Annotated in this window: 12 protein-coding genes; 9 read left to right on the top strand and 3 right to left on the bottom strand. The window is 63.1% G+C overall.

Annotated features, from left to right (window positions below; translation table 11 throughout):
* Positions 1-26: 26 nt before the first annotated feature.
* Together EN949_RS06745 and fsa are read right to left on the bottom strand one after the other, a co-directional pair.
* Positions 27-410: a hypothetical protein gene (locus EN949_RS06745; protein WP_127218570.1), complete on the bottom strand. Its 384-nt coding sequence runs from the start codon at positions 408-410 to the stop codon at positions 27-29.
* 345 nt (positions 411-755) lie between these two features.
* The gene (gene fsa / locus EN949_RS06740; protein WP_024504222.1) at positions 756-1,412 is read right to left on the bottom strand and encodes a fructose-6-phosphate aldolase; all 657 of its coding nucleotides are present in this window, start codon (positions 1,410-1,412) and stop codon (positions 756-758) included.
* Positions 1,413-1,502: 90 nt separating this feature from the next.
* Between fsa and EN949_RS06735 the strand changes: the two genes are divergently transcribed.
* From EN949_RS06735 to EN949_RS06700, 8 genes are all read left to right on the top strand, one after another.
* Complete coding sequence (locus EN949_RS06735; protein ID WP_127371020.1) at positions 1,503-3,686, top strand: primosomal protein N'; 2,184 nt, start codon at positions 1,503-1,505, stop codon at positions 3,684-3,686.
* A 54-nt stretch (positions 3,687-3,740) separates the two neighbouring features.
* Complete coding sequence (locus EN949_RS06730; protein ID WP_063169453.1) at positions 3,741-4,436, top strand: aspartate/glutamate racemase family protein; 696 nt, start codon at positions 3,741-3,743, stop codon at positions 4,434-4,436.
* 95 nt (positions 4,437-4,531) lie between these two features.
* Entirely contained in the window at positions 4,532-4,927 is a 396-nt protein-coding gene (locus tag EN949_RS06725) for a DUF4345 family protein (protein WP_013529034.1), read from the top strand.
* Positions 4,928-5,173: 246 nt separating this feature from the next.
* Positions 5,174-5,734, top strand: coding sequence for a F0F1 ATP synthase subunit delta (locus tag EN949_RS06720; RefSeq protein ID WP_013529035.1), 561 nt, complete (start codon positions 5,174-5,176; stop codon positions 5,732-5,734).
* The gene (gene atpA / locus EN949_RS06715) at positions 5,734-7,263 is read left to right on the top strand and encodes a F0F1 ATP synthase subunit alpha (RefSeq protein ID WP_013529036.1); all 1,530 of its coding nucleotides are present in this window, start codon (positions 5,734-5,736) and stop codon (positions 7,261-7,263) included. The genes EN949_RS06720 and atpA overlap by 1 nt, the downstream gene beginning before the upstream one ends.
* A 32-nt stretch (positions 7,264-7,295) precedes the next feature.
* The gene (locus EN949_RS06710; protein ID WP_013529037.1) at positions 7,296-8,180 is read left to right on the top strand and encodes a F0F1 ATP synthase subunit gamma; all 885 of its coding nucleotides are present in this window, start codon (positions 7,296-7,298) and stop codon (positions 8,178-8,180) included.
* Positions 8,181-8,250: 70 nt separating this feature from the next.
* Positions 8,251-9,843, top strand: a complete 1,593-nt coding sequence (gene atpD, locus EN949_RS06705; protein ID WP_027163462.1) for a F0F1 ATP synthase subunit beta — start codon at positions 8,251-8,253, stop codon at positions 9,841-9,843.
* A gap of 102 nt (positions 9,844-9,945) precedes the next feature.
* Positions 9,946-10,353: a F0F1 ATP synthase subunit epsilon gene (locus tag EN949_RS06700; RefSeq protein WP_013529039.1), complete on the top strand. Its 408-nt coding sequence runs from the start codon at positions 9,946-9,948 to the stop codon at positions 10,351-10,353.
* A 51-nt stretch (positions 10,354-10,404) separates the two neighbouring features.
* Here the strand turns inward: EN949_RS06700 and EN949_RS06695 are convergent, their stop codons facing one another.
* Positions 10,405-11,925: a mannitol dehydrogenase family protein gene (locus EN949_RS06695; protein ID WP_063169452.1), complete on the bottom strand. Its 1,521-nt coding sequence runs from the start codon at positions 11,923-11,925 to the stop codon at positions 10,405-10,407.
* A gap of 95 nt (positions 11,926-12,020) precedes the next feature.
* On the opposite strand from EN949_RS06695, the gene uxaC reads away from it, so the two are divergent.
* Positions 12,021-13,481: a glucuronate isomerase gene (gene uxaC, locus EN949_RS06690; RefSeq protein WP_164782479.1), complete on the top strand. Its 1,461-nt coding sequence runs from the start codon at positions 12,021-12,023 to the stop codon at positions 13,479-13,481.
* Positions 13,482-13,495: the final 14 nt, after the last annotated feature.

The raw sequence follows: 13,495 nt of genomic DNA, 5'->3' as shown, positions 1-13,495 counted from the left end.
CCCAGCCTAAACCTTAAGCATCTACACTAGCGGTTAGTGACGGCCTTTCCAATGCTGACGACCACATAGGATAACCAGCCAATGACATGCCCGAAGAAATAGATGCACAGTCCCAAATATGTAAGCAACGCAATCACAAATAGCTTCTCACCTAACGCAACATTCGTCACGAAGCCTTGAGGCAACAGGGCAAGAATCCAACCGAAGTGAAGGCCCCAGCTACACCCCCATTGACCACACGTCCGGTTGGCACTCAGCACCGTTGCGCCAAGCCACACGACCGAAATCACTATGAAACTCACCCACGAATAACGTTTGTCCCGAATGAGGCCGTAGATTGAAAATGCCTTTGCGAAAGCGAGTCCTATTGATGCAAGAACAGAAAAGGCGATTGAGATTAGAAGGCTCATGTTCGACCCAGTAGCTAAAACATCGAAGCTACAGCCAGCACCTTTACAAAGGGTTCGACCAAGTCATCGTTTTTTAAGTTCGTCGAAGGGCATCTCTCTAGCGTGATATCCAGGGTATGCTTCAGCAGCGTGTCGATCTGGTGAACTCGATCAAATATCCTGTTTTGAACTTGTCGCTCTCGATTTCAGCTGGATGCAATGCTGCGATGCAGTAAAGCCAAAAGAGCTAGTGCAAGGCACGCAAAAACAAAGACATGGAAAGTCACCCCACCCGCAGCACATAAAAAAGACCGGTTGCCCGGTCTTTTTTCACTGCAAGCGCATTGGCTTCAGCCGATCGCCATCTCAGCCAATCGATTGGCCGGTCTTGGCCCAGTCGGCGAGGAAGGCGGCGAGGCCCTTGTCGGTCAGCGGATGGTTGACCAGGGCCTTCAGGGTCGCCGGCGGCGCGGTCACGACGTCGGCGCCGATCAGTGCCGCCTGCTTGACGTGGTTCACGGTGCGCACCGAGGCGACGAGGATCTCGGTCTGGAAATCGTAATTATCATAGATCTGCCGGATCTCCTGGATCAGCTCCATGCCGTCGATGCCGATGTCGTCGATGCGGCCGACGAAGGGCGAGATGAACGAGGCGCCGGCCTTGGCCGCAAGCAGCGCCTGGTTGGCCGAAAAGCACAGCGTGACATTGACCAGGCGGTTCATCTCGGTGCGGATGGTCTTGCAGGCCTTGAGGCCGTCCAGCGTCAGCGGCACCTTGATGCAGACATTGTCGGCGATCTTGGCCAGAACCTTGGCTTGCTGCATCATCTCGGAATATTCGGTGGCGGTGACTTCAGCCGAGACCGGACCCTTGACGATGTCGCAAATCTGTTTGGTGACCTCGGCGATCTTGCCGCCGGATTTGAGGATCAGCGAAGGATTGGTGGTGACGCCGTCGAGCAGCCCCAGATCGTTCAGTTCACGGATATCCTTGACGTCGGCGGTGTCGACAAAAAATTTCATGGCGGGTCTCCTGAAGATTTTCATGTGCATGTCATGCACATTTGGGGTCGGCCTTTGATCTAGACCAAAGTCAGGGCAAGGTCACGCCTCATGATCGAAGATTCGCCCTTTGTCGCAGCCGCACCGGTGCTGGTGCCGATGCCCGCCGAACGCCCCTACACCTATGCCGTGCCGGCCGGCATGCGCGTGGTGCCGGGCTCGATCGTGCGTGTGCCGCTCGGGCCGCGCCAGGTCGCCGGCATCGTCTGGGATGGCGCGGTCGAGAAGGTCGACGCGAAAAAGCTGCGCCCCATCGAACAGGTCTTCGACTGCCCGCCGATCGACCGCGCGATGCGCCGTTTCGTCGACTGGGTGGCGCAGTACACGCTATCGCCACCGGGCATGGTGGCGCGCATGCTGCTCAGGGCGCCGGAGGCTTTCGACCCCGAACCGTGGATCGAGGGGTTGCAGCGCACGCTTCTCGCACCCGACCGGATGACGGGTGCCAGGCAGCGCGTGCTGGAGACGGCCGAAGGCGGCCTTGCCTGGACGCGCTCCGGCCTCGCTCACGCCGCCGGCGTGTCCTCGACGGTGATCGACGGCCTGAGGGCGCAAGGCGTGTTCGAGACCGTGATGATCCCGCCGCGCCCGGTGGTGGCCGCGCCCGATCCCGGCTACGCTATTCCGGAACTGATGCCGGACCAGGGCGCCGCGGCGCAGATGCTGCGCGCCAATGTCGCAGCCGGCGTGTTCAACGTCGCGCTGCTCGACGGCGTCACCGGTTCGGGTAAGACCGAGGTCTATTTCGAGGCGGTGGCGGCTGCGCTCGACCAGGGGAGGCAGGTTCTGATCCTGCTGCCGGAAATCGCGCTGACGCATGCCTTTCTCGAGCGCTTCCAGCAGCGCTTCGGCGCCAAGCCGGGCGAATGGCATTCCGACCTGCCGCCGCGGATGCGCGAGCGGGTTTGGCGGCAAGTGGCGGAGGGCGGCGTGCGGGTCGTCGCCGGCGCGCGCTCGGCGCTGTTCCTGCCGTTCAAGGAGCTCGGCCTTATCGTCGTCGACGAGGAGCACGACCCTGCCTACAAGCAGGAGGACCGCGTCTTCTACAATGCGCGCGACATGGCGGTGGTGCGCGGCCATATCGGCAGCTTCCCCGTGGTGCTGGCGTCGGCGACGCCGTCGGTCGAAAGCCGGGTCAATGCCAGCCAAGGTAAATATAACAGGGCGGTGCTTTCCGCTCGCTTCGCCGAGGCAGCACTTCCGCATCTGAAGGCGGTCGACATGCGGCGTGCGCCGCCGGCGCGTGGCGGTTTCCTGTCGCCGGTTCTGCTCGACCAGATGCGCCAGACGCTGGAGAGGCAGGAGCAATCGCTGCTGTTCCTCAACCGGCGCGGCTATGCGCCACTGACGCTGTGCCGGGTCTGCGGCCATCGCTTCGGCTGCCCGGTCTGCTCGGCCTGGCTGGTCGAGCACCGGTTTCGCGGGCAACTCGTCTGCCATCATTGCGGCCACAATGAGCGCCGCCCCGAAGCCTGCCCGGAATGCGGCACGCTGGATCATCTGGTCGCCTGCGGGCCGGGTGTCGAGCGCATCGCCGAGGAGGTCGTGACGCATTTCCCCGACGCGCGCACCATCGTCTTGTCGTCCGATCTGATGGGCGGCGTGCGGCGGCTGCGGCTGGAGCTGGAAGCGATCGCCGATGGCGAGGCCGACATCGTCATCGGCACGCAGCTCGTCGCCAAGGGCCACAACTTTCCCAACATGACTTTGGTCGGCGTCGTCGATGCCGATCTCGGACTTGCCAATGGCGATCCGCGCGCCGCCGAGCGCACGTTCCAGCTGCTCAGCCAGGTCACCGGCCGCGCCGGCCGCACCGGCAAGAAGAGCCTTGGCCTGCTGCAGACTTTTCAGCCCGACCACCCGGTGATTCGGGCGATCGTCTCGGGCGACGCCGAGGCATTTTACGAACGTGAGATCGCCGAGCGCGAACGGGCTGCCCTGCCGCCCTTCGGCCGGCTCGCGGGTGTCATCGTCAGTGCGGTGACACGAGCGGAAGCCGAGGGCCACGCACGTGGCCTGCGCCGCGCCGCACCCGAGGCGTCAGATCTGTTCGTGCTGGGGCCAGCCGAGGCACCACTGTCACTGCTCGGCGGCCGCCACCGCTTCCGGCTGCTGATCCAGGGCGAACGGCGCGCCGACATGCAAGGTTTTATCAGGGCCATGCTGGCCAACGGGCCGAAGCAACGCGGCTCGGTCCGGGTGCAGGTCGACGTCGACCCGCAGAGTTTTTTGTAAGGTTGCGCTTTCAGCGATAGGTTGCCCGCAAGCCAGCGAGATGTGGAAACTCATATGAAGACCCTTGGCCTGCTCGGCGGCATGAGCTGGGAATCGACCGCCATCTACTATCGCCTGCTCAACGAGATCGTGCGCGAACGGCTGGGTGGGCTGCATTCCGCGAAACTGCTTCTGTGGTCGTTCGACTTTGCCGAAATCGCCGAGCGGCAGCATCACGGCGACTGGGACGGTGCCGGCGTGCTCCTCGTAGAAGCGGCGCGCAAGCTTGAGGCCGGCGGCGCGGAAGGTCTGCTTTTGTGCACCAACACCATGCACAAACTGGCCGATCAGGTGCAGGCGTCGGTGTCGATCCCGCTGATCCACATCGCCGATGCCACCGCAGTGGCGGTCAAGCGTGCCGGAATGCAGCGTCCGGCGCTGCTGGCGACGCGCTTCACCATGGAGCAGGATTTCTACAAGGGCCGGCTCGCTGACAGATTTGGCTTGGACCCCGTGGTGCCGGATGCGGCCGGGCGCGACATGGTCCATCGCGTCATCTACGACGAGTTGTGCCAGGGCATGGTCAAGGAGACTTCAAAGGCGGCCTATATCGCCGAGACCGAACGCCTGCGCCGCGAAGAGGCGGCCGACAGCGTCATCATGGGCTGCACCGAGATCACCATGCTCATCGGCCAGCAGGATTTCGACATCCCGGTCTTCGACACGACGCGCATCCATGTCGAGGCGGCTGTGGAATTCGCGCTCGGTTGATGCGCGCTGCCTAAAGTACCTGGACCCATCTGGCGCGGGGGCTTTCCTCCGTTAGAATGCCCGGAATTTCAAAACAGGCATTTCGAGGGGACAAGATGGATTTTGCGCTTCCATGGCCGACGAGCCAGGGCGAATGGCTGGCTTGGTCGAGCGCCGTCTTCACGGTGCTGCTCGGGCTTTTGTTCTTCCTGGCGCCGGGTCTCGCCTTTCGTGCCCTGCGCCTGCAGGTCAAGCCAGAGAAGGCTGCGGCGATCGCCGAGGGGCGCGGCAGGATGTCGGGCTTTTATCTGGGTGTCGGCCTGTGCTGTATCCTGCTGGCGCAGCCGCTGATCTACATGGCGCTTGGCTTCTCCTGGCTGTTCACTGCCTTCGGCCGGCTGCTGTCGATGATGTCTGATGGCGCCAACACGCCTTTCAATTGGGTTTCCATTGTGCTGGAATTGGTCCTGGCGGCGTTGCCGCTCGCCTTCGCCTTCGGCTTTCTGCCCTGAATCATTGGGTATTCCGCGATCGAAGACGGGCGACTTTCGCCGGATGCGACAATAGTGCCTGAAAACCATGCGGAACGACGCATTGCGGTCTTAAAATGCCTGTGCTAGACGGCAATCGACTTTCGGCCGGGGATAGCGGAAGCCGCGCCTCCGTGCTCGAAAAAATGCAGTAAGGTCAAAGATTTAGCCAGAGTTTTTGCTCGCGCCAACAATCTACGGCCTGTCAGACAAGAGAAAAGACGGTCCGTGGCTCAATCGTCATCGCCAATCTCAGGTGTCGCAGAACGCTATGCGGGTTCGCTGTTCGAACTCGCCCTGCAGGCAAATTCCGTGGCCAAGGTCGAAGCCGACCTCAACAGTTTCGAAATCATGCTCGCGGGCAGCGCTGATCTCACCCGGCTGATCAACAGCCCGGTGTTCTCCAGCGAGGACCAGGCGAAGGCCATCGCGGCGATCGCCGACAAGGCCGGGATCACCGGCCTCACCGGAAATTTCCTGCGCGTCGTCGCCCGCAACCGCCGGCTGTTCGCCATTCCCGGCATGATCAGGGCGTTCCGCCAGATATCAGCCGAACACCGTGGCGAGACCGCTGCTGAAGTGACGTCGGCTCACGCGCTGACGGCTGTCCAGCAGACCGAACTCAAGGCGGCGCTGAAGAGCGTTGCCGGCAAGGACGTGGCTATCTCCGTCACCGTCGATCCGTCGCTGCTCGGCGGGCTGGTGGTCAAGATGGGCTCGCGCCAGATCGATACGTCGCTCAAAACCAAACTCAATTCGCTCAAGCTTGCACTGAAAGAGGTCGGCTGATGGACATCCGCGCCGCGGAAATTTCCGCAATTCTGAAAGACCAGATCAAGAATTTCGGCAAGGAGGCCGAGGTCTCCGAAGTTGGACAGGTGCTGTCCGTCGGTGACGGTATCGCTCGTGTCTACGGCCTCGACAATGTCCAGGCCGGCGAGATGGTCGAATTCCCCGGCGGCATCCGCGGCATGGCGCTCAACCTCGAAGCCGACAATGTCGGCGTCGTCATCTTCGGCGCCGACCGCGACATCAAGGAAGGCGACATCGTCAAGCGCACCGGCGCCATCGTCGACGTTCCCGTCGGCCCAGGCCTGCTCGGCCGCGTCGTCGATGCGCTCGGCAATCCGATCGATGGCAAGGGTCCGATCAAGGCAGTCGAGCGCAAGCGCGTCGACGTCAAGGCGCCCGGCATCATTCCGCGCAAATCGGTGAACGAGCCGATGTCGACCGGCCTCAAGGCCATCGATGCGCTGATCCCGGTCGGCCGCGGCCAGCGCGAGCTGGTCATCGGCGATCGCCAGACCGGCAAGACCGCCATCATCCTCGACACGATGCTCAACCAGAAGTCGGTGCACGACAACGGCCCCGAGAAGGAAAAGCTCTACTGCGTCTACGTCGCCGTCGGCCAGAAGCGCTCGACCGTCGCGCAGTTCGTCAAGGTGCTGGAAGAGCGCGGCGCGCTCGAATACTCGATCATCATCGCCGCCACCGCTTCCGACCCGGCGCCGATGCAGTTCCTGGCGCCGTTCGCCGGCTGCACCATGGGTGAATATTTCCGCGACAACGGCATGCACGCGCTGATCAGCTATGACGATCTGTCGAAGCAGGCCGTCGCCTATCGCCAGATGTCGCTGCTGCTGCGCCGCCCGCCGGGCCGCGAAGCCTATCCGGGCGACGTGTTCTACCTGCACTCGCGCCTGCTCGAGCGCGCCGCCAAGCTCAACGACGATCTGGGCGGCGGGTCGCTGACCGCTCTGCCGATCATCGAGACGCAGGCCAACGACGTGTCGGCCTACATCCCGACCAACGTGATCTCGATCACCGACGGCCAGATCTTCCTCGAAACCAACCTGTTCTTCCAGGGCATCCGTCCTGCGGTGAACGTCGGTCTATCGGTGTCGCGCGTCGGCTCGGCCGCGCAGATCAAGGCGATGAAGCAGGTTGCCGGCTCGATCAAGGGCGAGCTCGCGCAGTACCGCGAAATGGCGGCCTTCGCGCAGTTCGGCTCGGATCTCGACGCTGCCACGCAGCGCCTGCTCAACCGCGGATCGCGCCTGACCGAACTCCTGAAGCAGCCGCAGTTCTCGCCGCTGAAGACGGAAGAGCAGGTCGCGGTGATCTTCGCCGGCGTCAACGGTTATCTCGACAAGCTGCCGGTCAACCAGGTCGGCAAGTTCGAGCATGGCCTGCTCAGCCACATGCGTGCGGCCGGCAAGGACGTTCTCGACGCCATCCGCAAGGAAAAGGCACTGTCGGACGATCTGCGCGCCAAGCTGAAGGCCGAGATCGACGCTTTCGCCAAGACCTTCGCCTGAGCGAAGCGACAAGACGGGATCAGGTTTGAAGCATGCCTTCATTAAAAGACCTTCGTAACCGTATCGCCTCGGTCAAGGCGACGCAGAAGATCACCAAGGCGATGCAGATGGTCGCCGCGGCGAAGCTGCGCCGTGCGCAAGAGGCTGCGGAAGCGGCGCGCCCCTATTCGGAGCGCATGGGTTCCGTGCTGGCCAACATCACCCAGGCGATCGGCGGCGGTGGCGATGCCCCGGCGCTGATGACCGGCACCGGCAAGGATGATGTGCATCTGCTCGTCGTCTGCACCGCCGAGCGCGGCCTGTGCGGCGGCTTCAATTCGCAGATCGCCCGTCTTGCCCGCGACCACATCCGCAAGCTTTTGGCCGACGGCAAGCAGGTCAAGATCATCTGCGTCGGCAAGAAGGGTTTCGACATCCTGCGCCGCGACTACGCGTCGCTGATCATCGATCGCGTCGATCTGCGCGAGGTCAAGACACTCGGTTTCGTCAATGCCGATGCCATAGCCAAGAAGGTCATCCATCTCTTCAACGAGGGCGGCTTCGACATCTGCACGCTGTTCTATTCGCAGTTCAAGTCTGTGATCAGCCAGATCCCGACCGCGCAGCAGATCATTCCGGCGGGCGTTGCTTCGGCTCAGGCGGAAGTGACGGATGGCGGCAACGCTGTCTATGAATACGAACCGGAGCCGGGCGAAATCCTCTCCGATCTCATTCCGCGCAACATCTCGGTGCAGGTTTTCCGGGCACTGCTCGAAAACGCGGCCGGCGAGATGGGCGCCAAGATGAGTGCCATGGACAATGCGACGCGCAACGCCGGCGAGATGATCAACAAGTTGTCGATCACCTATAACCGCCAGCGGCAGGCGCAGATCACCAAGGAACTGATCGAAATCATTTCGGGCGCCGAGGCGCTCTAGGCGCGGTCCACGGGTTTTTTGCCCGCGACCGGACCGCGTGAGAAACAAAGGACGAAAAAGGGTAAAGACGATGGCGAAAGCAGCGACCCCCCAGAAGGCAGCCCCCAAGGCCGCAGCCGCGAAGGCAGCAGCCCCCGCGAAGGCGGCAAAGGCTCCAGCAGCAGCCGCGAAGGCGGCCCCGGCCAAGGCAGCAGCACCGGCGAAGGCCGCAGCTGCCAAGACATCGGCAGTGGCCAGCAAGGCAACCGGCGTTGTCGGCAAGGTCCGCCAGGTCATCGGCGCCGTCGTCGACGTGCAGTTCGGCGATCACCTGCCGGCGATCCTGAACGCGCTCGAGACGACCAATGTCGGCAACCGTCTGGTGCTCGAAGTCGCCCAGCACCTGGGTGAAAACACCGTGCGCTGCATCGCCATGGACTCGACCGAAGGTCTGGTTCGCGGCCAGGAAGTGCGTGACACCGGCGCGCCGATCACCGTGCCGGTCGGCCCGGGCATGCTCGGCCGCATCATCAACGTCATCGGCGAGCCGGTCGACGAAGAAGGCCCGGTCGACGCGATCGAAATGCGCTCCATCCACCAGCCGGCTCCGACCTATGTCGAGCAGTCGACGGAAGCACAGATCCTGATCACCGGCATCAAGGTGCTCGACCTCCTGGCTCCCTACGCCAAGGGCGGCAAGATCGGCCTGTTCGGCGGCGCCGGCGTCGGCAAGACCGTGCTGATCCAGGAACTGATCAACAACATCGCCAAGGCGCATGGCGGCTATTCGGTGTTCGCCGGCGTCGGCGAGCGCACCCGCGAAGGCAACGATCTGTATCACGAGTTCATCGAATCCGGCGTCAACAAGAAGGGCGGCGGCGAAGGCTCCAAGGCCGCGCTCGTCTACGGCCAGATGAACGAGCCGCCGGGCGCGCGCGCCCGCGTCGGCCTGACCGGCCTGACGGTTGCGGAGTATTTCCGCGACCAGGGCCAGGACGTGCTGTTCTTCGTCGACAACATCTTCCGCTTCACGCAGGCGGGTTCGGAAGTGTCGGCTCTGCTTGGCCGTATCCCGTCGGCGGTGGGCTATCAGCCGACGCTCGCCACCGACATGGGCGCGTTGCAGGAACGCATCACCACCACCACCAAGGGCTCGATCACGTCCGTGCAGGCGATCTACGTGCCCGCCGACGACTTGACCGATCCGGCGCCGGCGACCTCGTTCGCCCACCTTGACGCGACCACGACGCTGAACCGCGCCATCGCCGAAAAGGGCATCTATCCGGCGGTCGATCCGCTGGATTCGACCTCGCGCATGCTCGACCCGCTGGTCGTCGGCGACGAGCATTACGGCGTCGCGCGCCAGGTGCAGTCGATCCTCCAGCGCTACAAGTCGCTGCAGGACATCATCGCCATCCTGGGCATGGACGAGCTGTCGGAAGAAGACAAGCAGACCGTGGCCCGCGCCCGCAAGATCGAGCGCTTCCTATCGCAGCCCTTCTTCGTCGCCGAAGTGTTCACCGGCGCGCCGGGCAAGCTGGTCGACCTCGCCGACACCATCAAGGGCTTCAAGGGCCTCTGCAACGGCGACTACGATCACCTTCCGGAAGCTGCCTTCTACATGGTCGGCGGCATCGAGGAAGCGGTCGAGAAAGCACAGCGCCTCGCGGCTGAAGCGGCGTAATCAAGCGAATAGCGAATAGGGAGTAGCGAATAGGGAATATGGGCCGGCGAATTCTTCTTCTGACTACTCGCTGCTCGCTATTCGCTATTCGCTAAATTGATCATGGCTGAAGCTTTCAAGTTCGAACTGGTCTCGCCGGAGCGCCTGCTTGTTTCCGAGCAGGTTGAATCCGTCGTCATTCCGGGCGCCGAAGGCGAGATGACCGTGATGGCGCATCACGCGCCGGTCATGACCACGATCAAGCCGGGTGTCGTCACCGTGAAGACCGCAGCGGGCGGCGAAGAGCGCTATGTGGTGTTCGGCGGCTTCGCCGACATCGTTCCGGCCGGCTGCACGCTGCTGGCGGAATCGGCTGTCGCGGTGAAGGATGTCGACCGCGCCGATCTCGCGCGCCGCATCCAGGAAGCCAAAGAAGACGCCACTGATGCCAAGGACGACGAGGCTCGCAGCAAGGCGGAACAGTTCCTTAGCCAGCTCACCACGCTGGAAGGCGCCATCCTGCCGGCTTGAAATTCGGTTCGATGAAAGAGTAAAAAGCGGGGCCTTGCCTCGCTTTTTTGTTTAAATGCCCAAGGCTGCGAAAGCCAATGTCGGGCCGTCTCGTCGCAGGTGGACGAGATGCACGGCCACGAGCTCGATCAAGGTCTGGCGCTCGGCATGGTCCTTGGCGAAGCCGGCGAGGTCGAACACAGCGGTCACGGTTTCGTTCGCCGGCAGTTGCTCGCCCAAAAGTGCCGTCAACGCCGCGTCGAGCGGGTCGGTGAAATGGCCCTCCGGCAAGGTTTTTCCTCGTGCGGCGCAAGCAGCGATCCAGGCAGCCACCACCAACGTGAGATGGACCAGCTCGGTACCGGCTTCTAGACATTCGATGGCGGAAGCGACGATGCGCTGCGGCAATTTCTGGCTGCCGTCATTGGCGATCTGAGCCGTACGGTGGGCAAGTGCAGTGTTGGAAAAACGCTCAGCGAGCTCCGCGGTGTAAGCGCTCGGGTCGAGCCCGGCATCCTCGGGCAGGGTCGGGATGGCTTCCGCCCACAATGCATCGACGAATTGCCGGATCGCCGGGTCGGCGAAGGCGCGGTCGACGGTGGCATGACCGCTGAGCAGGCCAAGATAGGCGATGGCCGAATGCGAGCCGTTGAGCAGCCTGAGCTTCATGTCCTCGAACGGGCCGACGTCGCGAACCATGGTGACGCCGAACTGTTCCCAGTCCGGGCGGCCCGCTGGGAAATTGTCTTCGACCACCCATTGGCAGAACGGCTCGGTCATGACAGGCCAAGCGTCCTCGGCACCGAGTTCTTCAGCGATCCGCGCCCGATCGGCATCGGTGGTTGCCGGCACGATGCGGTCGACCATGCTTGAAGGAAAGGCGACCTGATGGGCGATGTGATCGGCAATTCCGACATCATTCGATTGGGCGAGCCCGGCATCTCGCAACTGGGCGAATTCAACCAACAGCCGATGCAGCGTGGCGCCGTTGGCCGGCAGATTGTCGCAACAGAGCACGGTAAAGGGCGGCGTGCCGGCGGCGCGTCGCCGGGCAAGCGCCTCGGTCAGGAAACCATGCGCTGTCTTCGGCATCTGCGGATTGGCCAGATCATGGGCGATATCGGGATGAGCAGCGTCCAATCCGCCGCCAGCCGCCCTCAGATAGGCCTTTTCGGTGATCGTAAGCGTGACGATGCGGGTGCGCGGATCGGTCAGCGCGGCCAGTACCGCGCCCGGATCCTCCGGCGCCACCAGCATCGCGGTAATCGAGCCGATGACCTGAAGTTTTTCGGTTCCACTGCTTCTGATCGCCAGCGTGTAGAGCCCATCCTGCGGCGTGAGTGCGTCGCGCGTGTCGGCGCTGCGCAGCGAAACGCCTGTTATGCCCCAATCCGTCTCGCCGGCCGCCAGGCAATCGTCGACATAGGCGGCCTGGTGGGCGCGATGGAAGGCGCCGACGCCAAGATGCACGATGCCCGGGACGATGCGGCTGCGATCATACGAAGGCGTCGCGATCGAAGCCGGCAGTGCGCGCAACGTCTTCGTGGAAAGGCGTTCGGTCGTCGTGGTGCGACTGGTCTGGTCGGATGACATGAGTGGCCTCGGCAGGGATCGGCAAAGCGGCGTAACATTCGATTTCCCGCCACACAATGGGCCGAAAAGTCATCATACAACAACCTAATTTTTGTATGTTGACATTATTTCTTGCCGCCCCTACCGATAGCGGCCCTGGGAGGATTGCCGTGCCACTGACCGATGCGGATCTGCTGTTTCCCGCCGATGCGCATTCGCGCTCGGTTGCCCGCGATCTCTATGCCGGGATCAAGGACCTGCCCCTGGTCAGCCCGCATGGCCACACCGATCCGCGTTGGTATGCGCTGAACGAGCCTTTTCCGGATCCGGCGCAACTGCTCATCGTTCCGGATCACTACATTTTCCGCATGCTGTTCAGCCAAGGCATCCGCCTTGAGGATCTCGGCGTGGCGACGCTGGACGGCGCGCCGGTCGAGACCGACGGCAGGGCGATCTGGCGGCTTTTTGCCGAGCACTATCATCTGTTTCGGGGCACGCCGACCCGGCTATGGTTCGATCATGTGCTCGCCGATCTGTTCGGCATCGACGAACCGCTGAACGCGGCGACCGCCGACCGCCACTACGACACCATCGCAACGCTGCTGCAGTGGGAGAATTTCCGGCCCCGTGCGCTGTTCGAGCGCTTCAACATCGAGGTCATCGCGACAACGGAAGGTGCGCTCGACGATCTCAAATGGCACCAGATGATCCGCGACAGCGGCTGGCAGGGCCGTGTGGTTACCGCTTATCGGCCGGATGCTGTCGTCGATCCCGATTTCGAAGGGTTCTCGACCAATCTCGACCGGCTCGGCGAAATCACCGGCTGCGACACCGGCAGCTGGGCCGGCTATCTCGATGCGCATCGGCAGCGGCGCGCCTTCTTCAAGAGTTTCGGCGCGACCTCGTCCGACCACGGCCACCCGACGGCCGAGACCGCCAATCTTTCGGATGCGGCGGCGCAAGAGCTGTTCAATCGGGTTCGCCGTGGTTCCGACGACGAGCGTGAGCGAAAACTGTTCCGCGCCCAGATGCTGACCGAGATGGCCAAGATGAGCCTCGACGACGGGCTGGTGCTGCAGATCCATCCCGGCTCCTGGCGCAATCATTCGTCGGCTGTTTTCCAAAAATTCGGCCGCGACAAGGGTTTCGATATCCCGACCCGGACCGACTATGTCACGGCGCTGAAGCCACTGCTCGACTGCGTCGGACTTGAGCGCGACCTCACAATCGTTCTCTTCACGCTCGACGAAACAAGCTATGCGCGCGAACTGGCGCCACTCGCCGGTGTCTACCCGGCGCTGAAGCTCGGGCCGGCCTGGTGGTTCCACGACAGCCCGGAAGGCATGCGGCGCTTCCGCGAGATGACCACCGAGACCGCCGGCTTCTACAACACCGTCGGCTTCAACGATGACACCCGTGCCTTTCCCTCGATCCCGGCGCGCCACGATGTGGCGCGGCGGGTCGACTGCGCGTTCCTGGCGCGTCTCGTCGCCGAGCATCGGCTGCGCGAGGACGAGGCGCATGAGCTGGCGCGGGAGCTTGCCTATACACTTGCGAAAAAGGCCTACCGGCTCTGAGCCGGGCGCTTTGG

This window comes from Mesorhizobium sp. M7A.F.Ca.US.007.01.2.1 (assembly GCF_003998165.1).
Lineage (GTDB): Bacteria > Pseudomonadota > Alphaproteobacteria > Rhizobiales > Rhizobiaceae > Mesorhizobium > Mesorhizobium ciceri.
This window is presented reverse-complemented; position numbering and strand designations above follow the sequence as displayed.

What these genes read in the sequence shown, in the direction of transcription:
- EN949_RS06745 (WP_127218570.1), bottom strand. Translation starts at nt 410, where the DNA reads ATGAGCCTTCTAATCTCAATCGCCTTTTCTGTTCTTGCATCAATAGGA.
- fsa (WP_024504222.1), bottom strand. Translation starts at nt 1,412, where the DNA reads ATGAAATTTTTTGTCGACACCGCCGACGTCAAGGATATCCGTGAACTG.
- EN949_RS06735 (WP_127371020.1), top strand. Translation starts at nt 1,503, where the DNA reads ATGATCGAAGATTCGCCCTTTGTCGCAGCCGCACCGGTGCTGGTGCCG.
- EN949_RS06730 (WP_063169453.1), top strand. Translation starts at nt 3,741, where the DNA reads ATGAAGACCCTTGGCCTGCTCGGCGGCATGAGCTGGGAATCGACCGCC.
- EN949_RS06725 (WP_013529034.1), top strand. Translation starts at nt 4,532, where the DNA reads ATGGATTTTGCGCTTCCATGGCCGACGAGCCAGGGCGAATGGCTGGCT.
- atpA (WP_013529036.1), top strand. Translation starts at nt 5,734, where the DNA reads ATGGACATCCGCGCCGCGGAAATTTCCGCAATTCTGAAAGACCAGATC.
- EN949_RS06710 (WP_013529037.1), top strand. Translation starts at nt 7,296, where the DNA reads ATGCCTTCATTAAAAGACCTTCGTAACCGTATCGCCTCGGTCAAGGCG.
- atpD (WP_027163462.1), top strand. Translation starts at nt 8,251, where the DNA reads ATGGCGAAAGCAGCGACCCCCCAGAAGGCAGCCCCCAAGGCCGCAGCC.
- EN949_RS06700 (WP_013529039.1), top strand. Translation starts at nt 9,946, where the DNA reads ATGGCTGAAGCTTTCAAGTTCGAACTGGTCTCGCCGGAGCGCCTGCTT.
- EN949_RS06695 (WP_063169452.1), bottom strand. Translation starts at nt 11,925, where the DNA reads ATGTCATCCGACCAGACCAGTCGCACCACGACGACCGAACGCCTTTCC.
- uxaC (WP_164782479.1), top strand. Translation starts at nt 12,021, where the DNA reads ATGTTGACATTATTTCTTGCCGCCCCTACCGATAGCGGCCCTGGGAGG.